Annotated in this window: 20 protein-coding genes and 2 tRNA genes; 5 read left to right on the forward strand and 17 right to left on the reverse strand. The window is 68.1% G+C overall.

The genetic code is table 11. From position 1 onward, the window contains the following. Nucleotide 1: 1 nt before the first annotated feature. On the reverse strand, nt 2–1,582 hold the full coding sequence (locus RIV14_RS01505) for a sodium-dependent transporter (RefSeq protein ID WP_075371799.1): 1,581 nt from the start codon (nt 1,580–1,582) through the stop codon (nt 2–4). 227 nt (nt 1,583–1,809) lie between these two features. Between RIV14_RS01505 and deoD the strand changes: the two genes are divergently transcribed. Both deoD and RIV14_RS01515 read left to right on the forward strand, forming a co-directional pair. Then, nucleotides 1,810–2,532, forward strand: a complete 723-nt coding sequence (deoD, locus tag RIV14_RS01510; RefSeq protein WP_075371798.1) for a purine-nucleoside phosphorylase — start codon at nt 1,810–1,812, stop codon at nt 2,530–2,532. A gap of 371 nt (nt 2,533–2,903) precedes the next feature. Beyond that, complete coding sequence (locus tag RIV14_RS01515; protein ID WP_004565152.1) at nt 2,904–3,182, forward strand: DUF1540 domain-containing protein; 279 nt, start codon at nt 2,904–2,906, stop codon at nt 3,180–3,182. A gap of 125 nt (nt 3,183–3,307) precedes the next feature. Here RIV14_RS01515 and RIV14_RS01520 read toward each other — a convergent pair whose 3' ends face one another. The 9 genes from RIV14_RS01520 to RIV14_RS01560 form a co-directional block, all read right to left on the reverse strand. Next, on the reverse strand, nt 3,308–4,195 hold the full coding sequence (locus RIV14_RS01520) for a hypothetical protein (RefSeq protein ID WP_075371797.1): 888 nt from the start codon (nt 4,193–4,195) through the stop codon (nt 3,308–3,310). A gap of 127 nt (nt 4,196–4,322) precedes the next feature. After that, nucleotides 4,323–4,973: a MarC family protein gene (locus RIV14_RS01525; RefSeq protein WP_075371796.1), complete on the reverse strand. Its 651-nt coding sequence runs from the start codon at nt 4,971–4,973 to the stop codon at nt 4,323–4,325. A gap of 82 nt (nt 4,974–5,055) precedes the next feature. Then, nucleotides 5,056–5,131: transfer RNA gene (locus tag RIV14_RS01530), tRNA-Ala, on the reverse strand. 39 nt (nt 5,132–5,170) lie between these two features. After that, nucleotides 5,171–5,243 (reverse strand) — tRNA-Ala (locus RIV14_RS01535). Nucleotides 5,244–5,336: 93 nt separating this feature from the next. After that, entirely contained in the window at nt 5,337–5,978 is a 642-nt protein-coding gene (locus tag RIV14_RS01540) for a histidine phosphatase family protein (RefSeq protein ID WP_075371795.1), read from the reverse strand. Then, on the reverse strand, nt 5,975–6,394 hold the full coding sequence (gene rsfS, locus RIV14_RS01545; RefSeq protein WP_075371794.1) for a ribosome silencing factor: 420 nt from the start codon (nt 6,392–6,394) through the stop codon (nt 5,975–5,977). Before rsfS ends, RIV14_RS01540 begins: the two co-directional genes overlap by 4 nt. 66 nt (nt 6,395–6,460) lie before the next feature. Next, the gene (locus tag RIV14_RS01550; protein WP_075371793.1) at nt 6,461–8,149 is read right to left on the reverse strand and encodes a hypothetical protein; all 1,689 of its coding nucleotides are present in this window, start codon (nt 8,147–8,149) and stop codon (nt 6,461–6,463) included. Beyond that, the gene (nadD, locus tag RIV14_RS01555; protein ID WP_075371792.1) at nt 8,139–8,822 is read right to left on the reverse strand and encodes a nicotinate-nucleotide adenylyltransferase; all 684 of its coding nucleotides are present in this window, start codon (nt 8,820–8,822) and stop codon (nt 8,139–8,141) included. The genes RIV14_RS01550 and nadD overlap by 11 nt, the downstream gene beginning before the upstream one ends. 178 nt (nt 8,823–9,000) lie before the next feature. Continuing rightward, nucleotides 9,001–10,086, reverse strand: a complete 1,086-nt coding sequence (locus RIV14_RS01560; protein WP_075371791.1) for an ROK family protein — start codon at nt 10,084–10,086, stop codon at nt 9,001–9,003. A gap of 289 nt (nt 10,087–10,375) precedes the next feature. Between RIV14_RS01560 and RIV14_RS01565 the strand changes: the two genes are divergently transcribed. After that, nucleotides 10,376–11,152 (forward strand): DeoR/GlpR family DNA-binding transcription regulator, encoded by a 777-nt coding sequence (locus tag RIV14_RS01565; RefSeq protein ID WP_075371790.1) that lies wholly within the window; start codon nt 10,376–10,378, stop codon nt 11,150–11,152. A 24-nt stretch (nt 11,153–11,176) separates the two neighbouring features. On the opposite strand, the gene RIV14_RS01570 is transcribed toward RIV14_RS01565, so the two are convergent. The 7 genes from RIV14_RS01570 to RIV14_RS01600 all read right to left on the reverse strand — a co-directional run bounded on the left by RIV14_RS01570 (nt 11,177) and on the right by RIV14_RS01600 (nt 20,245). After that, nucleotides 11,177–11,416, reverse strand: coding sequence for a hypothetical protein (locus RIV14_RS01570; RefSeq protein WP_256699034.1), 240 nt, complete (start codon nt 11,414–11,416; stop codon nt 11,177–11,179). 68 nt (nt 11,417–11,484) lie between these two features. Then, nucleotides 11,485–12,780, reverse strand: coding sequence for a glutamate-5-semialdehyde dehydrogenase (locus RIV14_RS01575; protein ID WP_075371901.1), 1,296 nt, complete (start codon nt 12,778–12,780; stop codon nt 11,485–11,487). A 516-nt stretch (nt 12,781–13,296) separates the two neighbouring features. Further along, nucleotides 13,297–14,391, reverse strand: a complete 1,095-nt coding sequence (gene proB / locus RIV14_RS01580) for a glutamate 5-kinase (RefSeq protein WP_075371789.1) — start codon at nt 14,389–14,391, stop codon at nt 13,297–13,299. An 88-nt stretch (nt 14,392–14,479) separates the two neighbouring features. Beyond that, entirely contained in the window at nt 14,480–16,087 is a 1,608-nt protein-coding gene (gene obgE, locus RIV14_RS01585; protein ID WP_075371788.1) for a GTPase ObgE, read from the reverse strand. Nucleotides 16,088–16,175: 88 nt separating this feature from the next. Then, the gene (gene rpmA / locus RIV14_RS01590) at nt 16,176–16,433 is read right to left on the reverse strand and encodes a 50S ribosomal protein L27 (RefSeq protein ID WP_003785909.1); all 258 of its coding nucleotides are present in this window, start codon (nt 16,431–16,433) and stop codon (nt 16,176–16,178) included. Nucleotides 16,434–16,502: 69 nt separating this feature from the next. After that, nucleotides 16,503–16,823: a 50S ribosomal protein L21 gene (gene rplU, locus RIV14_RS01595; protein ID WP_075371787.1), complete on the reverse strand. Its 321-nt coding sequence runs from the start codon at nt 16,821–16,823 to the stop codon at nt 16,503–16,505. A gap of 176 nt (nt 16,824–16,999) precedes the next feature. Beyond that, complete coding sequence (locus RIV14_RS01600; RefSeq protein ID WP_075371786.1) at nt 17,000–20,245, reverse strand: Rne/Rng family ribonuclease; 3,246 nt, start codon at nt 20,243–20,245, stop codon at nt 17,000–17,002. 619 nt (nt 20,246–20,864) lie between these two features. On the opposite strand from RIV14_RS01600, the gene RIV14_RS01605 reads away from it, so the two are divergent. Continuing rightward, nucleotides 20,865–22,433 carry a cytochrome ubiquinol oxidase subunit I gene (locus RIV14_RS01605; RefSeq protein WP_075371785.1) on the forward strand — a complete coding sequence of 523 codons (1,569 nt, stop codon included), beginning with the start codon at nt 20,865–20,867 and terminating at the stop codon, nt 22,431–22,433. A 21-nt stretch (nt 22,434–22,454) separates the two neighbouring features. After that, a complete protein-coding gene (cydB, locus tag RIV14_RS01610) occupies nt 22,455–23,588 on the forward strand; it encodes a cytochrome d ubiquinol oxidase subunit II (RefSeq protein WP_075371784.1) in 1,134 nt (377 codons plus the stop codon). Nucleotides 23,589–23,594: the final 6 nt, after the last annotated feature.

Below are 23,594 nucleotides of genomic sequence, written 5' to 3' on the forward strand. Positions count from 1 at the left end.
CTCAGTCCTCCTCCCGGGAAGCGGCCTCCAGCGTGAGGGGCTCGAACTCGTCCACCGGGGTCTTCCAGGGGATGAGGCTCATGACGGCGGTGCCCAGGGCGACCACCAGCAGCATCCCCCACCCGAAGACCATGACGAAGCCGCTGGAGTAGGCCTTCGACTCGTATCCTTCGGACAGGTACGTCCACAGGGTCTGGATGAACATGTATCCCAGCAGGACGGGGACGACGGCGCCGACGAGGACCCGCCACCACAGGCCGATCATCCGGGACTCGGAGACGGCGTTGAGGTGGTCCTGAAGCAGCCTGGTGCGCCGCAGCACCCAGCCGACCACCACGCACATGATGATGGCCGAGGCGACCACGCCGATGTTGTTGATGAAGGCGTCCACGACGTCGAGGTCCGGCAGGCCCGAGCTGGTGGCGAACAGGACGAAGGACAGGACGGCGGCCGGGACGCCGACGACGAGGGAGGCCTTCTTCGGCGTCAGGTCAAGCTTCTCCCCCACGCCGGCGGCCACCACCTGGATGATGGAGATGAAGGAGGTCAGCCCCGCCATGGAGAAGGAGGCGAAGAAGAGCACCCCGAAGAGCGCGCCTCCGGGCATCTGGGCGATGACGGTGGGGAAGGTGATGAAGGACAGGGAGGGCCCGGTGATCTTCATCTCACTGATCCCGACATGCTGCGTGTGCGCCATGAAGCCGAGGGTCGCGAAGACTCCGATACCTGCGAACAGCTCGAAGGAGGAGTTGGCGAAGCCCGCCACGAGACCGGTTCCCACCAGGTTGGAGCGGCGCCGTTGGAGGTAGGAGGCGTAGGTGAGCATGATGCCGAAGCCCACGGACAGGGAGAAGAAGATCTGCCCGAAGGCCGCCATCCACACCTGGTAGTCCAGCAGGGCGGACCACTTGGGTGTGAACAGGGCATTGAGGCCTTCCCCCGCTCCCGGGAGCATGAGGGCGCGCACCACGAGTCCGGCGAACATGAGGACCAGTAGCGGCAGGAAGATCTTGTTGGCCTTCTCCACGCCTCCGCTGACTCCCAGGGCGGTCACCACCAGGCCGAAGCCCCATACGAACAGCAGCGGCAGGGCCACGCCCATGATGACTGTCGGGGAGTAGGCGACCTCGGAGCCGAGCCGGTCCATTCCGATGTAGTTCTGGAAGAAGCCTGCCGCGTCGTCGCCCCAGGCGATGTTGACGGAGAAGAGCATGTAGCGCAGAGACCAGGCCACGACCACCGCGTAGTAGGTCATGATGACGAAGCAGATGAAGACCTGGAACCATCCCAGCCACTCGAGCCTGGCGGACAGGCGCCTAAAGACCGCCGGCGGGGAGCCGCGGAAGCGGTGGCCCAGGGCGTAGTCGAGGAAGAGGATCGGCAGCCCAGCCGCCAGCAGCGCGATAACGTAGGGGACGATGAAGGCGCCGCCGCCGTTGGTGTAGGCCACGCCGGGGAAGCGCCAGATGTTACCCAGTCCGATCGCCGAGCCGATGGCGGCGACGAGGAAGCCGAGCTGACCGCTCCACTGCTCGCGCGGGGGCGCCTGAAGTGACTCGCTCTCCCCTGTCTTGGAGGTCATGAGTGCCTTCCGTGATGTGACGAACGAAGGCGGCCCTGGGGCTACCTTCTCCTGCGGATAGGGCGCAGGCCCTTTTATCGTTGGACGCTAGCCCAGCGACCACGATGTGTCGTCTGATGTTCACGATACGGACAATCGTCAGGGCGGGAGCCTGTCTTTTCTCACGCGATCCATGCCACACTGAACACCACTGTCCACACCTGATTCACCACTCCGAGAGGACCCCCATGGCCACCCCTCATATTGCCGCAGAGCCGGGAGACTTCGCCCCAGCCGTCCTCATGCCCGGCGACCCCAAGCGGGCCCGGCGCATTGCCGAGCTCCTCATGGATGACGCCCGCCTGGTCACTGACGTGCGCGGGATGCTGGGCTTCACCGGGACCGTGAACGGGAAGCCACTGAGCGTCATGGGCTCGGGGATGGGGCAGCCCTCCTTCACGATCTACGCCACCGAGCTGTTCAGCCAGTTCGGGGTGGAGCGGATCATTCGGGTGGGCACCGCCGGCGCCCTCTCCCCGAAGGTCAAGGTCGGCGACGTCATCGTGGCAACCGGCGCCCACACGGACTCCTCCATGAACCAGCTGCGCATCCCGGGCGTCAACTTCTGCGCGGTGGCGGACTTCCGGCTGGCTGCGGCCGCATACGAGGTCTCGCAGCTCGAGGGGGCTCTGGCCGGCGGAGAAGTCCACCTGGGCACCGTCATGTCACGGGACCACTTCTACTTCACCCCCGAGGGGCAGACCGAGGCGCTGGCGAGGTACGGGGTCCTGGGAGTGGAGATGGAGGCCGCCGCCCTCTACGGGGTCGCCGCCGAGTACGACAAGCAGGCGCTGGCGATCCTGACCGTCTCCGACCACCTGCTGGACCACTCCGGCGACATGAGCGCCGCCGAGCGCGAGACCCGTTTCGCAGACTCTCTGCGCCTGGCCGTGGCGGCGGCCCACAGCTGATCCACGTGCAGTCCTCCAGGTCGCTCGGACTTCCGGGCGGCCCAGGCAGCAGCGACTCCCCGGAGGCGGGGCGGGCAGTGTCCGCCCCGCCTTTGACGTAGTGCGCTCGCACAGCGGCAAGTCCTCAACCGCACCCTCGCAGGGCTGCCTTACCTGCGAGGAATAACGAAAACCGACGGCACACAACCCTAGCCTTCCTCAAAGGCCTCCAACGGGCGAAAACAACCTGATGCGGATCGTCAAAACAGCGTCATTGCAACGATTGACAACGTGATCCGAAGCAGGACAGGCTGCCCTTCGTTGCCGGGGAGCGGATGCAGATTTACGTTATTCACGTCCACAGCGCACATCCGCTCGAAAGGAAAAGCATCATGTCCGTCACCAAGATCTCCTCCTGCACCACCACCTCCTGCGCCTTCAACAACGGCGGCTGCACCGCCTTCGCCATCACCGTCGGTGGCGACAACGGCGCACCGGCCTGCGACACCTTCATCAGCCTCGACGCCCGCGGCGGTCTGCCGGTGGCCGAGGGCCACGTGGGTGCCTGCCAGCGCCTCGAGTGCGTCCACAACAAGGACCTCATGTGCACGGCCGAGGCCGTGACCGTCGGCGGCGACACCGCCGCCTGCACAACCTACGAGGTTCGCTGACCGGAAGGCTCTCCAGCTCGAGCGGCTGGGGGCCAACGGGGATGCCACCGCATGGTGGCATCCCCGTTTTGGTTTCTGCAGTCGGATCAACGGCCGTCAGCACAGCCGGGTGACTGAATCTCGCCTCAGGGACGAGCCAGGCGCTGCGGCAGGGCCTGAGAGGCCAGCTGCTCCAGGGTCGGTCCGACCTCGCCGGCACCGGCCAGGGCCTGCGGGAAGGAGACCACCAGCGTGATGACCTCTTCACCGGTGATAGACATGAGGGTCACCCCGTGGGCATCGACGTCGACGCACAGGGTCCTGTCCCACAACGTGGGGCACACCCCGACGGCAGGGCGGGAGGAGCAGACCCATCCGAGCATCTGCCCCTCGCGCACGGCCTCGCACACGGCCCGCAGCCCCAGCTGGCCGACGGCGCTGACCGCCTCATGGGCGTCCATGATCTCCTGAGGGCTCCAGGAGGGTGAGGGGGCTGCGCCGGCATCGGTGGAGTCGACGTCGAGGATCTCCTCAATGTCGTGGCTGGAGACCCCGGAGACGCAGTGAAGCATGACCCGCTCGCAGGCAATGACGCCCAGCCGCCCACCGGGTCCCGAGGCAATCTCCCGGACCCGCTCGAGCGGATCCTCGCCGACGATGGCGCAGTGGCAGGCAGAGGACCGAGAGGAGGCCAGGACCAGGGCGCGGTCCTCGCCCTCGACCCAGGTCAGGTTCCCGAGCAGATGAGCGGTGGCGGCAGTGATGCGAACACCGGGCTCGGCCGCGTCGAGAGTGACATCAAGTCGGACGTCAACGGCGACGCCGTCGGGCGCGATGGCCAATGGGGTGCTCTTGGGAGGACAGGCGGCAACGAGGATCCGGCCATCGGCCCGCATGGCATGAGCGACGAAGGCAGCCGGTGCGGAGGGGTCGATGCGGTAGGCCGTTACCGCGGCGCTCCCACTGCCGGCCAGAAGACGCCGGGCCATGCGCCGAGCACGCTGCATGATGTCAGGAACCTGAACGGAGGTCACACGCTTACCTTCCTACCGTGTTGCCGCACGTGGGAGCGGGGTGCTCCCAGCAGCATCTGAAGGTGAGGCTACCCTCAGTCTGCTCGTGGAGCCAGTTCCTCTCGGGAACCCGCACGTGGGGCGCGTCTCAGCGAGCCAGCCCGGGGAAAAGGTGCTGGATCCCGACGACGATCATCTGCACCGCGATCGAGGCCAGGATCATTCCCATGAGGCGAGTCATAATGGTGCGCATCGTCTTGGACAGACGAGCACCGATGCTGGCTGAGAAGTAGAGGACGATCCCGAGCGCTATGAGGACGGCCGCCAATGCAGCCACAACCGCCGCATGCCCGTCCAGTCCCCGGGCCTGGGACTGGATGACAATGATGGTGGCGATTGTTCCCGGACCCACGAGGATGGGAAAGGTCATAGGGTAGAAGGCAATGTCGTTCCCGTCACCGGCAACGACGTCGCGCTGCTGCTGCTTCTCCTGCGCGCTGCCCTCGTGTGCGCTGGAGCCACTGCCGTGGAGCATGGACAAGGAGATGATGAGCAGGACGATTCCGCCCGCAATCCGGAAATCGTCGACGCCGATGCCGAAGAATCTCAGGATCGTCGCACCGAGGAGCAGGACGACGGCGCACATGACGGTGGAGGAGATCGTTGTACGAACCGCTGTGCGCCGCTGGGTCGCAGCATCCTGGTCTTGGGTGAGGCTCAGGAACAGGGGCAAGTTGACAAAGGGGTTCATGATCGCGAAGAAGGCACCCAAGGCCTTGACCAGTACAGCAATAGCCATACCCGCATTGTGCCGCACAGAGTAACGGTGAGTGGAGAAACACAATGACCCTCGCCTGGATGGCGGGGCCTGCTCGGTGATGTGGTGGAGCTAGGGGGATTCGAACCCCCGACCTCTTCCATGCCATGGAAGCGCGCTACCAACTGCGCCATAGCCCCGTCCAGGCGTCCCACCCGGCGTTCACTCCGAGGGGATCGTGGAGCTAGGGGGATTCGAACCCCCGACCTCTTCCATGCCATGGAAGCGCGCTACCAACTGCGCCATAGCCCCGTCCAGGCGTCGCTCGCGTGCGGCGACGCGGATAACTGTATGAAGTTCGGACCCGTCAGAGCAAATCCGCACCACGTGCACTACCTCACCCGTTCAGCCCAGGATACTACCCAACGGACTAGAGTCCACCGGCGGCCCGGCGTTCCACGTCACCACCGACCAGCCCGGAGGCCGTTCGCTGGTCCGCAGGAGCGCGTAGCAGCAGTTGCTCATGCCACGTAGGCCGAACCACTGCTGGGCATCCATCCCCAGCAGGTAGGTGGCCCCCAGGTTGGTGGCCGCTCCGTGGGAGACGGCCACGACGACGTCGTCCTTCTGAGAGCCTGCGACGATGGCCTTGAGTGCCTCTCCCACCCTCTCAGCGGTCTGACGGCGCCCCTCGATCCTGAACTGCGGAAGCTCTCCCCCGGCGCGCCAGGTGGCGTAGTGCTCCGGCCACTGCTTCTTGATGTCAGCGGCCTTGAGCCCCTCCCAGTCCCCGAAGGACTTCTCCGCCAGTCCCTCATCGATCTCAACGCTCAGGCCGGTCAGCGACGCCAGCACCTCAGCCGTGGCCCGAGCCCGCACCAGCGGGGAGGAGATGATGCGAACGGGCCCCAGCGCCACGATGCCCTCGGCGGCGCGCCGGGCCTGGTCGCGACCGGTCTCGTTGAGAGGGATGTCGACCCGGCCCTGAATACGCCCTTGACTGTTGTAGTCGGTCTGACCGTGGCGCCACAAAATGAGATCCGTCATGACGCAGTGGTCTCCCAGCCACCGAGGGCATCACCGTCTCGGCTGCTCTCATGCGTCAGGTCCACCGGCAGCTCGATAGCGGGGCAGTCCTTCCACAGACGTTCGAGCGAGTAGAACTCCCGGTCCTCGTTCTGCAGGACGTGGACGACGATGTCGCCGTAGTCCACGAGGACCCAGTGGGCGTCGGCGAAGCCCTCCCGGGTGCGGCGCTTGGCCCCGGCATGGTGCATGGCCTCATCGACCGCGTCGACGATGGCGTGGACGTGGCGGTCGTTCGCCCCGGAGGCCAGCAGGAAGACGTCGGTGAGTCCCAGTCGCTCGGAGACGTCGATGGCGGCGAGGTGCTCGGCCTTCTTGTCAGCCGCCGCGCGAGCGGCAGCGATCGCCAGGCCGGTGGCGTGTTCAGTGGCGGACACGGCTCTCCTTCGGGACGGTCAGTCGGACATCATGCGGCAGCGGCGACTGTACCGTGCACGCCGCCGTCAGACGAGCTGACGGATCCACTCCCCCGCCCCGATGCCGGCCGCCATGGCGCTCGAGCTGCCGCCGAGCTTGCCGTTGGAGATCAGCAGCGCCAGGACAACACCGATGATGAGCAGCAGGAGGACGATGATGAGTGCGGCCATGAGGATCTTACCGATGCGTGAGGAGGAGCCGGGCTGCTCCATCGGCAGGACGTGATCGGGGGTGGGCACCCTGCCGGTCACCTCGTTGACGGGAGCCAGGTAGGGCTCCTCGGGAGCCTCAGCAGCCGGGGCCGCCACGGAGTCCCACTCAGAGGCCCCCAGCGGACCATTACCGTTCTCGGCCTCCTCGCTGTAGAAGGCGTAGGGGCTGACGGCCTCACCGGGGACGGCTGCGGTCTCAGCCGTCCCGTCCACGATCGCCTCCTGGAAGCTACCCGCCTGCGGGGGCTCATGCAGAGACCTCCACTGCGGGGCCCCGGGCGCACTGAACTCAGAGTCCTGTGCAGCCTGAGTCGAGGGTGCCGACGTCGGCACCGCCATGGTCTGCGCCTCGACGTCGATCTCGACCTCAGCGTCGCCCTGCACCATCGGCTCCTCGATGGAGGGGGCGCCGTAGACATCCTGCGCGTCGGCGGCCTCCTGGGCCGACGGCGAGCTGTCCACGGGCTGGACCGAGCTGAGCTCTCCCGTGGAGGCGTTCACGGTGCGTACCCCCTGCGCAGCGGCAGGAATCCGCACGATGGGGCGGCGCACCGAGCCGGCGGAGGACGCCGACCCGGCACTGACCCCACTGCGGGCGGACTCGGTGGTCCGCACAGCCCCGGCCTGCCCGTAGGCGGCGAGGTCGGCGGCACCGGGGACCGTCGCGGAGACGGCGGGAACAGCGGAGGCGGCGCTGACGACGTCGGTCGCTGAGGAGGACTGCGAGGAGGCATCCCCGTCGCCCTGGGCCGCCGGCTCGAGACCCTCCCGGTAGTCGTAGGGACTGGTGGCAGGCTCCTCGGTCTCAGCGCCGTCGCTCGCCTCAACCGCGCCCCGAAGCTCATTGCCCTGCGGGCTCTCCGGCTCCTCCGTCTCGGAGACGGAGCCTCCTTCAAGGCGGTCCTTGAGCGAGAAGCGGGTGGGCACCGGCGCCGGCTCGGAGCTGGCCTCCGCGGCCCAGTGGGCGTCGTAGTCAAGGGTGGCCACCGGCAGATCAACGGCCTCCATCAGGCCCGTCTCGATCTCGGAGATCGCCACGGCCTCGGCCGCCGACAGAGAGCGCCAGCTCGGAGCGGAGGCGGCCGGCCCCTCGGGGTCGGACATGCTCAGGGGCGGGTTCTGCCCTCCCTGCTCGAGATAGTCACCCCCGTCCACGGCAGCGGGCTCGACCGGCTCCCCCGGGCCGGACTCGGCCTCATCACCGGAGGTGGCGGAGGAACGAGAGGTCACCGACGTGGGATCGGCAAGAGGGTCCTGGAGCGCCTGAGCCTGTTCAGGGGTGATCTCGCCCGCCTCGACGGCAGCCCTGAGCGCCTTGGCCTCCTCACGCAGACGCCTCATCTCACGCCGGGTCAGGAGCGGCTGCTGACCGGTCAGGATCGCCTCGCGCTCCGCGGCACGCTCCGCCTGCCGGATCGCACGACGACTACCGCGTGGAGCGTGCTCATCCGGCGTCGGCTCCTCGGACGTGGGGGCATTGACGCCGGTCTGCTCAGTGCTCACCGTCGTTCTCCTTCCTCAGGGACTGCTCACGGGCCACTCTCGCCGTCATCGACGTCGCCGACGCCGGCCGCAAGGCCCTACGATAGAGCCCGTACTTGCGTATGTACTGCACGACACCGTCAGGAACCAGGTACCACACCGGAGACCCCTCGCCGACCCGCTGACGGCAGTCAGTCGACGAGATCGCCATGGCCGGCACCTCCACCAGCGAGATCCGGTCGCGGGGAACCCCGGAGTCGCTGAGGACGTGCCCGGGACGCGTCACCCCCACCAGATGAGCCAGGTCGAAGATCTCCTCACTGTCCTTCCAGGTGAGGATCTGTGCCAGCGCGTCGGCCCCAGTGATGAAGTACAGCTCCGCGCCCGGGTACTCGGTCGCGATGTCGTGGAGGGTGTCGATCGTGTAGGTCGTCCCGCCCCGGTCGATATCGACCCGGGAGACCGTGAACCTCGGGTTGGAGGCCGTGGCGATGACCGTCATGAGGTACCGGTGCTCGGCCGGGGAGACCTTGCGCTCCTTTTTGAAGGGCTGGGCCCAGGTGGGCACAAAGATGACCTCGTCGAGAGCAAAGACGTTCTGCACCTCGCTGGCTGCGACCAGGTGCCCATGGTGGATCGGATCAAAGGTTCCACCCATGATGCCGATGCGAAGCGGACGAGCAGACAGGGTCACGCGCTGCGCCTCGCTTCTCTCTTGGGGGACACGTTTGGTTCTCCTCAACCGGCTTGGACAACTGCAGTTGGCGAACATACTGCCACGGCCTACCCCCATTGTGGGTCTCCGCAACGCCATAAGCGAGTTATCAGCCAACGGCGCAGAGACGCGAGGCGGCATTCGGGCTGCCGTCAGACTACTTCCAGCCGGCCAGTGCGCGCCCCGCCGCCCCCAGCGCCGGGGCCGTTGCCCCGAGCCTGGCGGCCATCAGCCGTGGCGCCGGCAGGTCGCCCACGAGATCAGCCACCCGACGTCGCAGAGGCTCAAGGAATGCGGCCTCGTCAGCCCGCATCAGCTCGGAGTTGACGACGACGTCGAGGGGGCCGAGCAGACCGACACCGTGAGCGACGAGCTCCGCCAGGCAGTCAAGGCCGGTCTCCCAGACGCGGCGCGCCTCCCGGTCCCCCGAACCTATCGCACCGAGGAGGGCCTCCAGACCTGAGGCGCACTGGGTCAATGACTCACCGGAAGCGTCATCACAGCCGCCCGAGGCCGGCGCAGTGGCGCCGGAGCCGGAGGAGCCCGCGGAGTCATCGAGCATGCCGGCGGTGTGGCGCCTCACCATGGCGCACACGGAGGCGACATCCTCCAGGCGGGCCCTCTCCCCGCTCCAGTCCGGATCGGGAACCAGGATCCGACCGACCTGACCGGCCCAGCCCTCACCGAGCACCGGGGCGCCGCCCAGCAGGACGGCGGAGGAGATCCGCGCACCGACCGCCAGATAGAGGCAGTTCCTTCCGGCCGCACCCCACTGGCTCTCGGCCCAGGCGCCACAGCCTGCATCCTGATAGACCCTTACCTCAAGGTCTCCAGAGAGTCCGGGCACCTCAGCGGCCTGAGACGACAGCGACTGCCTCACCAGGCTCGCCAGCGGGGCGTCCTGCAACCCGAGAGTCTCGCTGCGGCGCACGCGCCCCTCATCCTCGTCGACGACGCCGGGCACACTGACCCCGACCACGAGTGCCGCCGCACCGGACGCTCCATCGCTGAGGTCATCGGCGAGGCCCGCGCATAAGGACTGGACCGCGCTGCCGATCTCCTGGGCCAGCCGGTCGGCGTCTAAACGGCACTCCTTGGGAACGGGCCGTTCCAGGGAGGACACGACACTCCCCCGGCCATCAGCGACAACCGCGGAGACGGCGTCGGCACTGACATCGACCCCCATGGCGACGACGCCCTCCTCACGGCGGAGGGGCGCGGCAAGGTCAGCGGGACAACCCATATCTTCTCTGTTCTCGGAGGCAGGGCGGCGAGCCTACGAGGGCCACCACCCCACGCAATGGCGTGATTGATGTCGACGACAGTAGCAAGGTTTGCATCGCGATGTGTCGCTCTCAGGAGGCAACCGCGGGCATCACTGAACTATGCTGACATCCATATGCTGGCTACCTCCCGCGCGGTCACTAGAATACGGCAAGTAGTTGATGTGCAAATCACGTCACGTCCCACTCCCGCCCCGTCCCTTCCCTCTTCGTCCCACACCACCCCCCTTGACCCCCAGGAGGATCGAGATGTCTCGGCATGATCGCCATTCGGCCATCCTCGACATCGTCATGGACGAGGGCAGCGTCCGTATCGATGACATCATCACGCGGTTGGGGGTCTCGGCGGCGACCGCACGGCGCGATCTCGACCACCTGGCGGACCAGCAGCTGGTCAGCCGTACCCGTGGCGGCGCCATCGCCAATCCCACCTCCACCGAGCCGCCTCTGCGCTATCGCACCTCCAAGATGGCCGATGAGAAGACCCGCATCGCCAAAGCGGCGGCAGCCCTGGTGCACCCGGGTGACTCTGTTGGTCTCAACGGCGGCACCACGACCACCGAGGTGGCTCGCGAGATCGCGCTCCTGCCGGAGCTGACCGATCCGGAGGTGCCGGTCACCCTGGTCACCAATGCCGTCAACATCGCCAACGAGATGGCTGTGCGCCAGTGCGTGCGCGTCGTCGTCACCGGTGGGATCGCGCGAGCCCGTTCCTTCGAGCTCACCGGCCCCCTGGCCTCTCTCATCCTTCCCTCGATCAGTGTGGGAACGCTCTTCCTGGGAGTCGAGGGCCTCGATGACAGAGGCGCCTATACCCAGCACGACGGGGAGGCGGCCGTCAACGCCGCCCTGGTCGAGGCCGCCGAGCACGTCGTCGTCGTGTGCGACAGCTCCAAGCTCGGCAGGACGGCCTTCGCCCTCATCTGCCCCACCGCCAAGATCGACACCGTCATCACCGACGACGCTGCTCCCGCCGACCAGGTCGAGGCCCTGCAGCAAGCCGGAGTCCAGGTGCGACTGGTCTAGCCTCCGACAAACCTGAGAGCTTTCTCATCCGTACTTAACTGTACTGCCGGCACCGCCGGCACTCCGGCTCGGCGTTGCCGTGGTCGAGGAGTGGGACAACGTGGCCCGTGGGCTCGCCGTCAGGACGATTCCCGGTTCCTTCGCAGACTCGGCGGGGTGGGAGAAGACCATGCGGGTGACCGCGAGCAGGAGGCCCGCTGTCACCACGACGACCGCGGCGGCGATGACGCGGCCGCGACCAAAACGATGTAGCAGACTCGCCACTCCGGCGTCCTCCCCTTCTCCCGGTTGTCCTGGCCCCGTCCAACTCCGAGGCGTCCCAATATCAGGGCTCAGGGACGGATGTGGCCGTCTCCCTCAACGATCCAGGTCGTCGTCGTCAGCTCGCTCAATCCCATGGGGCCGCGGGCGTGGAGCTTCTGGGTGGAGATGCCCAGCTCGGCCCCCAGCCCCAGCTGTCCGCCGTCGGTGAAGCGGGTCGAGGCGTTGACCATGACGGCCGCCGAGTCCATGCCGGCAATGAAGTCGTTGATGACGCTCACGTCCTGGGCGAGGACCGCCTCGGTGTGCCCGGTGGTGTGGGCGCGGATGTGGTCGATGGCCTCCTCCAGGCTCTTCACGACGCGCACGGCCAGGTCCAGCGAGCCGTACTCGGTGTCCCAGTCGGCCTCAGTGGCCTCGGTCAAGAGGTCATCATGTCCACCGTCCGCGGCCGCCTCGGTCAGGAGCTGGTGGGCAGTGGGGTCGGTGTGCAGGACGGTGTCCTTGTCCCACAGGGCTCGGGCGGCCGCCGGCAGGTAGGTGGCGGCGACGTCGGCGTGGACCAGGAGCGTCTCGGCGGCGTTGCACACCCCGACGCGCTGGGTCTTGGCGTTGACGATGATGTTCACCGCGGCCTCGAGGTCGGCACTGGCGTCGACGTAGACGTGGCAGTTGCCCGATCCGGTCTCGATGACGGGCACGGTGGACTGCTCGACGACGGTGCGGATGAGTCCGGCCCCGCCCCGCGGCACCAGGGCGTCGACCAGACCGTGGGCGCGCATGAGGGCGCGGGCCCCGTCCCGACCGGCGGCATCAATGCTCGATACGAGGTCTGCGGGCAGTCCCTGTGCCTCCAGGGCGCTGCGCAGGGCCGTGACGATGGCGGCGTTGGAGTCCTGGGCGGCGCTGCCTCCGCGCAGGATGATGGCGTTGCCGGACTTGACGGCCAGGGCGGCGGTGTCGACGGTGACGTTGGGGCGGGCTTCGTAGATCATGCCGACGACGCCCAGTGGCACCCGCACCCGGCGCACTCGCAGCCCGTTGGGCATGACCGAGCCGTCAACGACCTGGCCCACGGGGTCGGGCAGGGCGGCCACCTCGCGCAGGGAGTCGGCGATGGCTGACAGGCGGCCTGAGTCCAGGGCAAGGCGGTCGAGGAGGCCGGCCTTCATCCCGCCTTGGCGTCCGCGCTCCAGGTCGGCGGCGTTGGCCGCGAGGATCGCTTCACCGTGCTCGGTGAGGCTGTGGGCCATGGCCTCCAGGGCGGCGTCCTTGACGGCGCGCGGGGCCCTGGCCAGGCTCCGTTGCGCCACGCGGGCGGAGCGGGCGGTTGCGGTGACGAGCTCGTGGGCCTCAACGTCGTTCATGGGGACACCATAGAAGAAGAGACCCCGGCAGGAGGAGTCTGCGTCGGCCCACAGAACCACTGGCGGGCCACCGGTGTGAGGGCTGAGGTGCCCACGGTGTTCACGAACAGCAGGAGGGTAGGGATCCACTGGCCAGGGGTTGTGCGTACTGCACGAAGGCCCCACCTACCTGAAGCACATCCGCCTCTCCTCCAGTAGCACCCCACCCTCGTGCAGTGGTCCGGCCGAGAGGCGGCTCGGGCGGTCCGGGGATAGTGGGGACTGCGGTTCGCGCCGAGGACGTACTGTTCGTTCGGGGACTGCGTTGTCCGACGGGATACTGGGTTCCCCGCGTCGTCGTTTGCCGTAGAACGCAGTCCTGGTAACAGAAGTACGTCCTCGATGGTGCAGTGGTGCCCTGCTAAAGGTCCACGGCGGCGCGCAGGGACGTTGCAGGAACGAGCAACTCACTCGGACATTGTGACCGCCCCACCGATCGAATCGCCAGGATTCGCACCCATGCTCGAGGCGATGCGCTCAGACTCCGGCGATACGGGGCAGCTCGGCGAGATCGTCGCGGTGGATCACTGGGGCCACGTGATCGGGGGCGGCAGCACCCTCGGCCCGGGCCGCCAGAACCTCGCGCAGCTCAGCAGCGGCGTAGCGGCATATTCCCCGCGCCAGGACACCCTCGGGGCCGACGACATCGACCACGGAGCCCGACTCGAAGTCCCCGTCGACGCCGGTCAGGCCGGGCAGCAGGAGCGACTTCTTCCCCACGGTCAGGGCCCGGGCCGCCCCGGCATCGATGAGAACACGCCCTTCGGGCTGGGAGGCGTGGGCCATCCACAGCCGCCGGCTGGGGCGGTGGGGCCCGGTGGGCTCGAACCAGGTGCCCAGGTCGCTGGGAACCCGCCCCTGCCCCAGGAGCCCAGCGGCGTCGTCGGCCCGAGCGATGAGGGTGGTGGTGCCCGAGGCGCAGGCGATGGTGGCGGCCTGGAGCTTGGTGGTCATGCCGCCGGTTCCCACGAAGGAGCCGCGCCCGGAGACACTGACCCCCGCCAGGTCCGCCAAGGAGCGCACATAGCGGATGGGCGTGGCGCCGGGGGTCCCGGGGCGCGCGGTCCACAGGCCGTCGACGTCGGTGAGCAGCACCAGGACGTCGGCGGTCACCAGGTGGGCCACGAGGGCGGCGAGCCGGTCGTTGTCGCCGAGGCTGAACTCGCTGGTGGCCACCGCGTCGTTCTCGTTGATGATGGGGACGGCTCCCAGTGAGAGCAGGGAGTCGAAAGTGGCGCGCACCGTGCGGTAGTGGCTACGGATGGCGACGTCATGGGCGGTCAGCAGGACCTGGGCGGTCACCAGCCCGTAGGCGCTCATTGCGGTCTCCCAGCGGGCGGCGAGCCGGCCCTGCCCCACGGAGGCGGCCGCCTGCAGGAGACTGAGCTCGTCGGGGCGCTGACTCATCCCCAGGGGCACCAGCCCTGAGGCGACGGCCCCGGAGGAGACCAGGACGACGTCGTGGCCACGCCTGCGCATGCCTGCGATGAGGCCGGCGAGGATGTCGATGCGGTTGAGGTCGAGCCCGCCGTCGGCGCGCGTCAGGGACGAGGAGCCGACCTTGACCACCACGCGGGCGCCGGCGGGCAGTCGTTCCGGGCGCTCCTGCCCACCGGCGGCGCCGGTGCCGGTTCCTGATGGTGTCACGGGATCCCTCCGGTCAGTCCTCGTCGTCCCCGTGCCAGGAGGCGGCATCGGTCCACAGGCCCTCGGCGGCCTCGTCGCGCAGCTGCTGGCGTGCGGCCTCCTTGGCGTCCATCATCTCGTGGTACTGGCTGCGCCGCTCCACGTTGGTCCGACGCCGACTGGTCTCCAGGCGCAGGTCGGTGCCTCGGGCGCCCAGCAGCTCGGGGCCGGTGGTCATCGAGGGCTCCCAGGTGAAGAGCACTCCCCCGTCAACCTCGCCGATGAGGACGGTGTCTCCTGCGTGGGCGCCGGCCTTGACGAGCTCGTCCTCGACCCCGGCCGCGGCCAGACGGTCGGCGAGGTAGCCGACGGCCTCGTCATTGGAGAAGTCGGTCTGACGCACCCAGCGCTCGGGGCGCTGCCCGCGAACCTGGTAGACCTGCCCCTCGCTGGGGTGAGCCATCAGACGGACCTGGGCAACGCTCTCCTTCTCCCGGCGTCCGACCGCTGCGGGCCGGATGATGGGGCGCGGCTCACCGGAGCCCTCGGTCCCACCGGACTCGCGGTCGCGCCGGGGAGTTGCCGGAGCGGCCTTGCGGGCACGCTCGACCTCACCGGCCAGAGCGAAGGACAGGGGACGCAGTCCCGTGTGCGCGACCGCGGAGATGATGTGGACCGGCAGTCCCCGGGCCTCGATGTCGGCGCGCACGAACTCGGCGAGCTCGGCGGCGTCGGGGACGTCGACCTTGTTGAGCACCACGATACGGGGACGCTCCATGAGGGGGACCCGGCCGGTGAGGGAGGGGTCGTCCTCCTGCTCGCCGAGGCGCTCGGAGTAGGCGGCGAGCTCGGCCTCGATGGTCTCCAGGTCGGACAGGGGATCGCGCCCCGGCTCGAGGGTGGCGCAGTCCAGGACGTGGACGATGACCGCGCAGCGCTCGATGTGCCGCAGGAAGTCCAGCCCCAGCCCCTTGCCCTGGGAGGCGCCGGGGATGAGGCCGGGGACGTCGGCGATCGTGTAGCGCACGTCGCCGGCCTCGACCACCCCGAGGTTGGGCACGAGGGTTGTGAAGGGGTAGTCGGCGATCTTGGGGCGGGCGGCGCTCATGGCGGCGATGAGGGAGGATTTGCCGGCGCTGGGGTAGCCCACCAGGGCGACGTCGGCAATGGTCTTGAGCTCCAAGGTGATGTCGCGGGCCTGACCGGGCTCACCCAGGAGGTGGAAGCCGGGGGCCTTGCGCTTGGCAGAGGCCAGGGAGAAGTTGCCGCGCCCGCCGGTGCCGCCCTGGGCGACGACGACGCTGGCGGTCTCCCCCACGAGATCGGCGATGACCTGGCCGCTCGAGTCCTTGACGACGGTGCCCTCGGGAACGGGCAGGACGAGGTTCTTGCCGTCGGTACCGCGGCGCCAGTCCCCCATGCCGGGGGTGCCGTTGCCGGCCCGCTGGTGCGGGGAGCGGTGGTAGCTCAGCAGGGTCGTCGCCCGGGGGTCGACGGTCAGGACGACGTCGCCGCCATGACCGCCGTCGCCGCCGTCGGGTCCGGCCAGGGGCTTGAACTTCTCACGGTGCACGGAGGTGCAGCCGTTGCCGCCGTCGCCGCCGGCCACGTGGAGGACCACTCGGTCAATGAAGCTGGGCATGGGGTCTCCTGTGAGTCCGGGATAGCGAGAGAGGGTGGACGGCAACTGCCGTCCACCCTCTCTCGCGACGTGTTGATGTGCTCGGGGCTCAGGCCTCGGGGAGCACGACGTTGACGACCCGGCGACCGCGGAAGGTGCCGAACTCGACGTTACCGGCAGCGGTGGCGAACAGGGTGTCGTCGTTGCCGCGGCCGACGTTGCGGCCCGGGTGGAAGTGGGTGCCGCGCTGGCGGACGATGATCTCGCCGGCCTTGACGAACTGGCCGCCGAAGCGCTTGACGCCGAGGCGCTGCGCGTTGGAGTCACGGCCGTTACGGGAGGAACCAAGACCCTTCTTGTGTGCCATGGTTGAAGGCTTCTTTCTTCTCGAGCGTGTGCGTTCAGGATGCCCGCGTACTGGCTGACGCCGGGGCGGTCACTTGATGGCGGTGACCTTGACGGCCGTCAGCTGAGCGCGGTGGCCCTGGCGCTTGCGGAAGCCGGTCTTGTTCTTGAACTTGAGGATGTTGATCTTGGGGCCCTTCTCATCGCCGACGATCTCGGCGGTGACGGAGGACTTGGCCAGATCGGCGGCAGAGGTGGTCACCTTGTCGCCGTCCACCAGCATGACGGGAGCGAGGGTGACCTCGTCGCCGATCTCACCAGCAAGCTTGTCGACAACCACGACGTCGCCGACGGAGACCTTCTCCTGACGGCCGCCGGCCTTGACGATCGCGTAGACCACTTGAATGCTCATCTCTGTAGATTCTTCGAAAGGCTCTCACTCGCTGCAAAGCCGGGATCAGCCTCGCCAGGAGGGCCCTGTCTGGGCAATGGTGCAAGAAGCACCGGCAGATAACTCTAGGCGATCATGTCGCCAGCACCAACCTCCGATCCTCCCCGTCCCCTGTGTTCTTGGGCACGGAGACCTCGTCAGGCCGATGCCTCCGGGGTGTCTGAAGAATTCTCCGGCGAGGGCGCGGTGCTCTTGGCCGCGGCCCGCCGTCGCGTTCTCCTTGCAGGCTTCTCCTCAGCCGAGCCCGACGGCGCCTCGTCGGGCTGCGGCTCAGCAGGGCCCTCAGACGTCGTGGCGGCCTTCTTCTCAGCCTTCCCACCGGTCTTCCTCCCCGACTTCTTATCCGCCTTGTCGCTCTTCTTCTCACTGGACTTCTTCGCCGACTTCTTGTCAGCCGTCTTCCTCGACCGGCTCTTGACCGGCTTGTCCTCGGCCGGGGAGTCCGAAACGTCCTGGCCGTCGACGGGCTCCACGTTCTCCGCAGTCCCCGCCGCGTCATGGGCGCTGTCGCTCACACCCGCGGCCGAGGTCTCAACGGACCTCTCCTCATGAGGGTCCTGCCCCTCCTGCTGGTGGTCCTTGTGGGCCTGTTCGGCGGCAGCCGCGATCTGGGCCAGGGCCCCGCGCACCGCCGCCCGGGCCTCGTCGTCGGCTCCGGACTCCGGCGATGCGGCGACGTCGCGCCCTGCGTTTCCCTTGCCGTGGCCGGAGCCCTTGGAGCCCTTGGAACCCTTGGTCTCCTGGGAGTCCTGCTTGGTCTCCTTCTTCACCCCGCCGGTGGCCTGCTCCTCACGGTTCTTGCGCCCGCGCGAGCGCCCGCCACCGCGTGAGGCGGAGGCCGACATATCGACCTGCTGGTTCTCCACGGGCTCGTCGTGGACGATGAAGCCCCGGCCCTTGCAGTGCTCACAGGTGGTGGAGAAGGCCTCGACCAGCCCCTGCCCCACCCGCTTGCGGGTCATCTGGACCAGCCCCAGTGAGGTGACCTCGGTGACCTGGTGGCGCGTCCGGTCGCGTCCCAGGCACTCCACGAGCCGGCGCAGCACGAGGTCCCGGTTGGACTCCAGGACCATGTCGACGAAGTCGATGACGACCATGCCGCCGATGTCGCGCAGGCGCAGCTGGCGGACAATCTCCTCGGCGGCCTCCAGGTTGTTACGGGTGACGGTCTCCTCCAGAGTGCCTCCCGCACCGGTGAAGCGCCCGGTGTTGACGTCGATGACGGTCATCGCCTCGGTGCGGTCGATGACCAAGGTGCCGCCGCTAGGAAGCCAGACCTTGCGGTCGAAGCCCTTGGCGAGCTGCTCGTCGACGCGGTGGGCGGTGAAGACGTCCTCGGGGCCGACCCAGTGCTCGAGGCGCTCGGACAGATCCGGGCTGACCTCGTCGATGTACTGGGAGACCGTGGACCAGGTGTTGTCACCGGAGACGACGAGCCTGCGGAAGTCCTCGTTGAAGACGTCGCGGATGACTCTCACGGCGAGCTCGGGCTCCCCCTTGAGCAGGACCGGGGCCTTGCCACTGCCCTTCATGACGGAGGACGCCTTCTTGTCGATGGCCTCCCACTGAGCCACGAGGCGTTCGACGTCGGCGGTCAGCTGCTCCTGAGTGGCCCCCTCCGCCGCGGTGCGCACAATGACTCCGGCCGAGTCGGGCACGATCCGCTTGAGGATCTTCTTCAGGCGGCTGCGCTCAGTGTCCGGCAGCTTGCGCGAGATCCCCGTCATGGTGCCTCCGGGGACCAGGACCAGGTATCGGCCCGCCAGGGTGATCTGGCTGGTGAGGCGAGCACCCTTGTGGCCGATGGGATCCTTGGTGACCTGGACCAGGACGGTGTCGCCACTGGAGAGGGCGTCCTCGATGCGGCGGGGCCTGCCCTCCAGGCCGGCGGCGTCCCAGTTAACCTCACCGGCGTAGAGCACGGCGTTGCGGCCCTTACCCAGGTCCACGAAGGCGGCCTCCATGGAGGGCAGGACGTTCTGAACCCGACCGACGTAGACGTTGCCGACCATGGAGGTCTGCGTGTGCCGGGAGACGTAGTGCTCCACGAGGAGCCCGTCCTCCAGGACGGCGATCTGGTTGAGGCCGTCGGACTCGCGCACGATCATCTGCCGGTCCACGGACTCGCGACGGGCCAGGAACTCGGCCTCGGTGATGATGGGACGACGGCGCCCGGCCGCCCGCCCTTCGCGGCGGCGCTGACGCTTGGCCTCCAGGCGGGTGGACCCCTTGAGGGCGGTCACCTCGTCACGCAAGTCGCCACTGTCCGAGCGGGTGCGGGACCGACGCCGCCGACGGCGCGATCCGGACACGGTGCTTGTGGCGGTCTCAGTGGCGCCGTCAGCGGAGGTCTCGCGCGAGGACGCCGCATCAGCTCCGCCCTCCTCCACGGCCTGCGGCTCATCATCGGCGTCGTTGCGCGCCGAGTCCTCGCCCCGCGAGCGCGAGCGCCGACCGCGTCCGCCACGGCGGCGCTTGCGGCGGGCCCCGCCCTCACCGGAATCCTCCGAGGACTCGGCCCGGGACTCATCGGTCCCGTCATCCTCTGAGACCTCGGCGGACTCGGTGTCGGCCTTGTCGTGGACGGAGTCCTCGCGGGGCTCCTGCGGGGCACCGGTACCAGCAACCGCCCGCCGACGCCGACGGCCGCGGGCACTGCTGCGGTCGGATCGGGAGGACTCGGCCTCAGCTTCCTCGTTGCGTCCCTCCGCACCGGCTTGGGCACCGGCGTCCTCCTTATCCGCCCAGTCCTTGGCGCCTTGGTGGCGCGAGGCGGTTGGCGCCGCCTGGGGGGCGGCGGTCGCCGCGGTGACCCGGCGGCGTCGACGGGCCCGACTGGGGTCAGGGGCCTGGAACAGGAGCGAGGCTGCGGGAAGGCGGGGGGCCTGGAGGTCCTTCTCATCCAGGTCCGCCTCGGTGAGCTCGTCATCCTCCTGGGACATCTCGGGCTCCTCATCGTCGGTTGCCTCGGTGTCGACCTGCTCGTCGAGGTCTTCCTGCGCAGCATCGGCGCTCGACCCACCCTCGGCCACGTGCACCCCGTCGGTCTCGTCCACCTCTGCGGCGACGTGGAGCTCGGCGGCGGGAGCCTCCTCGGGGGCAGCGGAGGCCGCGACGACCTTCCGACGACGACGAGGAGGGGCCAGCTCGACGGCTGTGGTCTGCGGGGCCGGCTGCACGCCGGGCTCCTCGGACCCGGAGGCGGTAACGGCATCTAAGGCCCCTACCGAACCGGGCTGCTCGGCAACGGGAGCCTGGGCGGGGGCGGCCGCGGCCGCGGTGACCCTGCGACGGCGGCGCGGAGTCGGGGCGCTCACAGCGTCACCGTCAGCGCGGTCCTGCTCGTACGATTCTGTTGATTCTGATGTGGTGCGACGTGCCATGGGGCTTGCACTCTCCGGGGCTAACGCCGTCGTCGTACCCTCGACGCGTCAGCGCGGTTGTGCTCCCGGCCGGGAGCAGCGAGAAAGTCTTGAGAGCGCCCGCGAGGGCGCACGCCTTACCTGACGTCCACACAGACCGGGCTCGCAGCGGCGCAGCTCAGGCGGCGCAAGGTCCTCGGACAGGGTCGGCCGGAAGGCGCGGCTTCAGGTACCGGTACGAGACACCCGAAGCCGGCTCGAAGTATCCCACACAAACGCCGATAAGCGCTTGTGCGACTCATGGTGTCCCCGATCTCTGCGCACGTTGACCTCATCACCCACCCAGCAACCACCCACTCCCACCAAGACACGCGGAAGCCCCACTAAAGTATTACGGACTTTCGACCCAATCTCACAGCAGTCACACCTTCAACGCTTACCTTTTAAACTACTGCGACAACACCTCATCAGCGGTGCGACCACAGGAAAAGAACCGGATGGGCCGCAGGTCGCAGCACCTTCACACCTCACGCGTTTCACGACATGGCGCGACAGATGCACTATAATACTCTTATTGACCTGTAGGACGTTCTACAGATTCTCTTATCGACCTCATCGTCATCTCCGAAAGGTGGCACGGATGGCCATCTCTCCTACGGCGCTGGACTCTCTGGATCTGGCGCGCTGGCAGTTCGGTATCACCACCGTCTACCACTTCATCCTGGTTCCGCTGACCATCGGGCTGTCCCCGCTGGTGGCTCTCATGGAGACGCTGTGGCGCAGGACCGGCAACAAGCAGTGGCTCGTGGCCACCAAGTTCTTCGGCAAGATTCTGCTGATCAACTTCGCGCTGGGCGTGGCCACCGGCATCGTTCAGGAGTTCCAGTTCGGCATGAACTGGTCGGAGTACTCCAGGTTCGTCGGCAACATCTTCGGCGCCCCTCTCGCCTTCGAGGCCCTGCTGGCCTTCTTCATGGAGTCCGTCTTCCTGGGCCTGTGGATCTTCGGATGGGACCGACTGTCCCCCAGGCTGCACAACCTGTGCATGTGGGCCGTGGCCGCCGGCACGAACTTCTCCGCCTTCTTCATCCTCACCGCCAACTCCTGGATGCAGCACCCGGTGGGCGCCGTCGTCAACCCCAAGACGGGGCGTGCCGAGCTCGACGGCGTGAGCGGCTTCCTCAAGCTCCTGTCCAACGAGCTGGTGTGGGCCACCGTGCTGCACGTCATCTCCTCGGCCCTGCTCGTGGCCGCGGCCGTCGTCATGGGCGTGTCCGTGTGGTGGATGGTCAAAGCCGCCCAGGCGAAGCAGGACTTCGAGGCGCGTGAGCTGTGGCGGCGGGTCGCCCGTTTCGGGGCCGTCGTCATGGTGGCCGCGGGCCTGGTCACCGCCGGCACCGGCCACATGCAGGGCCAGCTGGTCGCCGAGTACCAGCCGGGCAAGATGGCCGCCGCCGAGGGGCTGTGCCACACCGAGGCCGGAGCACCCTTCACCGTGGCCGCCTTCGGGGACTGCAAGAACGAGGACGGCATGGTCCGGTTCATCTCGGTTCCCGGTGTCTACTCCTTCATGGCCACCAATGACGTCAACGCCAAGATCACCGGGCTCAAGGAGGCCGGTGACATCTACAAGCAGTACGGCACCACTGATGCGCGCGGCAACGCCGTCGACTACAGCCCCAACGTCATGGTCAACTTCTGGTCCTTCCGCCTCATGATCGGGCTGGGCATGGCCTCGATGGGCCTGGGGGCTCTGGCCCTGTGGCTGACCCGCGCCAACAGGCTCGTCTCCCGCCCGCTTCTGGGCAAGGCGGCGCTGGCCACCATGTGGATGCCCTTCATCGCCTGCTCCTTCGGCTGGATCTTCCGTGAGATGGGCCGTCAGCCCTGGGTCATCGTCCCCAACCTGTCCGACCCGGTCTCCCAGGTCTACATGCTCACGGCCGACGGCGTCTCCTCCGCGGTCTCCTCGGGTACGGTGCTGGCCTCGATGGTCATCTTCACCCTGCTGTACGCCGCGCTCGGAGTGGTCTGGTTCATGCTGCTGCGCCGCTACATTCGCGAAGGGGTGCGCACCCCGGTGCCGGACAAGACCGGCACGTCCAAGCAGACGGACCAGGACAGCAAGGACACGGATTCCGACGACGACTCCGACGGCGACTCCGTTGACTCCTCCGAGGCCGCCCCGGCCCTGTCCTTCGCCTACTGAACCGAGGAAGGTAGATAACCCATGACACTGAGCATCCTCTGGTTCATCCTCATCGCCGTCCTGTGGATCGGCTACCTCACCCTGGAGGGCTTCGACTTCGGCGTCGGCATGATCCTGAAGATCCTGGGCCGCGACGAGCGTGAGCGGCGCGCGACGCTGGCCGCCATCGGCCCCCACTGGGACGGTAACGAGGTGTGGCTGCTGACCGCCGGCGGGGCGACCTTCGCCGCCTTCCCCGAGTGGTACTCCACCCTGTTCTCCGGGGCCTACATCGTCCTGTTCATCATTCTGCTGTGCCTCATCGTGCGCGTGTGCGCCATCGAGTGGCGCCCCAAGGTCAACTCCCAGACCTGGCGCGACCGCTGGGACTGGGTCCACACGGTCAGCGCCTGGCTGCCCTCCATCCTGTGGGGAGTGGCCTTCGCCAACCTGGTTCAGGGCATGCACATCGAGGTCGTCCAGACCTCCAACGGCGCCGTCGTCCCGGCCGCCCAGGTGCCGGCCGACTCCCTGGTGCCCGGTGCCGCCCACCAGATCACCGGGGGCCTGCTCACCATGGTCACTCCCTTCACCCTGCTGGGCGGCGTCGTCACCTGCCTGCTCTTCCTCAACCACGGCGCGCTCTTCGTGGCGCTCAAGACCACCGGTGACCTGTCACAGCGCGCACTGCGGATGTCGCGCCGGCTCGCCCCCGCGGTCACCGCGGTCACCGCCGCCTGGGCCCTGTGGGCGCAGCTGGCCTACTCCGGCAGCGCCCTGTCCTGGATCCCGTTGGTCATCGCCGCTGCCGGACTCGTCGGCTCCCTGCTCATGGGACGCACTGGGAACGAGGGTCGGGCCTTCGCCCTGCACTTCGTGGGGATCGCCTTCGCCGTCGTCTTCATCTTCGCCGCGATGGCCCCCAACGTCATGCGCTCCTCGGTGGACCCGGCCTACTCGCTGACGATCCAGCAGGCCGCGAGCGCCGACACGACCCTGCTCATCATGACCGTCGCCGCGGCCGTGTTCGTCCCCGGGGTCCTGGCCTACACGGTCTGGAGCTACAAGGTCTTCGCCTCGCGTATCAGCGTCGAGAGCATCAACCCCGACCAGGGCGGGCTGCACCCCACGCTGGTGCGCGACTCGGCCCAGCCCGAGGCCCACTTCGGGTACTGACCATCA

This window comes from Actinomyces acetigenes (genome assembly GCF_031296635.1).
In the GTDB taxonomy this organism is placed as follows: Bacteria; Actinomycetota; Actinomycetes; order Actinomycetales; family Actinomycetaceae; genus Actinomyces; species Actinomyces acetigenes.

Excerpts from the sequence above, each read along its gene's own strand:
- RIV14_RS01505 (WP_075371799.1), bottom strand. The coding sequence starts at position 1,582 with ATGACCTCCAAGACAGGGGAGAGCGAGTCACTTCAGGCGCCCCCGCGC.
- deoD (WP_075371798.1), top strand. The coding sequence starts at position 1,810 with ATGGCCACCCCTCATATTGCCGCAGAGCCGGGAGACTTCGCCCCAGCC.
- RIV14_RS01515 (WP_004565152.1), top strand. The coding sequence starts at position 2,904 with ATGTCCGTCACCAAGATCTCCTCCTGCACCACCACCTCCTGCGCCTTC.
- RIV14_RS01525 (WP_075371796.1), bottom strand. The coding sequence starts at position 4,973 with ATGGCTATTGCTGTACTGGTCAAGGCCTTGGGTGCCTTCTTCGCGATC.
- RIV14_RS01540 (WP_075371795.1), bottom strand. The coding sequence starts at position 5,978 with ATGACGGATCTCATTTTGTGGCGCCACGGTCAGACCGACTACAACAGT.
- RIV14_RS01560 (WP_075371791.1), bottom strand. The coding sequence starts at position 10,086 with ATGGGTTGTCCCGCTGACCTTGCCGCGCCCCTCCGCCGTGAGGAGGGC.
- RIV14_RS01565 (WP_075371790.1), top strand. The coding sequence starts at position 10,376 with ATGTCTCGGCATGATCGCCATTCGGCCATCCTCGACATCGTCATGGAC.
- RIV14_RS01575 (WP_075371901.1), bottom strand. The coding sequence starts at position 12,780 with ATGAACGACGTTGAGGCCCACGAGCTCGTCACCGCAACCGCCCGCTCC.
- obgE (WP_075371788.1), bottom strand. The coding sequence starts at position 16,087 with ATGCCCAGCTTCATTGACCGAGTGGTCCTCCACGTGGCCGGCGGCGAC.
- rpmA (WP_003785909.1), bottom strand. The coding sequence starts at position 16,433 with ATGGCACACAAGAAGGGTCTTGGTTCCTCCCGTAACGGCCGTGACTCC.
- rplU (WP_075371787.1), bottom strand. The coding sequence starts at position 16,823 with ATGAGCATTCAAGTGGTCTACGCGATCGTCAAGGCCGGCGGCCGTCAG.
- RIV14_RS01600 (WP_075371786.1), bottom strand. The coding sequence starts at position 20,245 with ATGGCACGTCGCACCACATCAGAATCAACAGAATCGTACGAGCAGGAC.
- RIV14_RS01605 (WP_075371785.1), top strand. The coding sequence starts at position 20,865 with ATGGCCATCTCTCCTACGGCGCTGGACTCTCTGGATCTGGCGCGCTGG.
- cydB (WP_075371784.1), top strand. The coding sequence starts at position 22,455 with ATGACACTGAGCATCCTCTGGTTCATCCTCATCGCCGTCCTGTGGATC.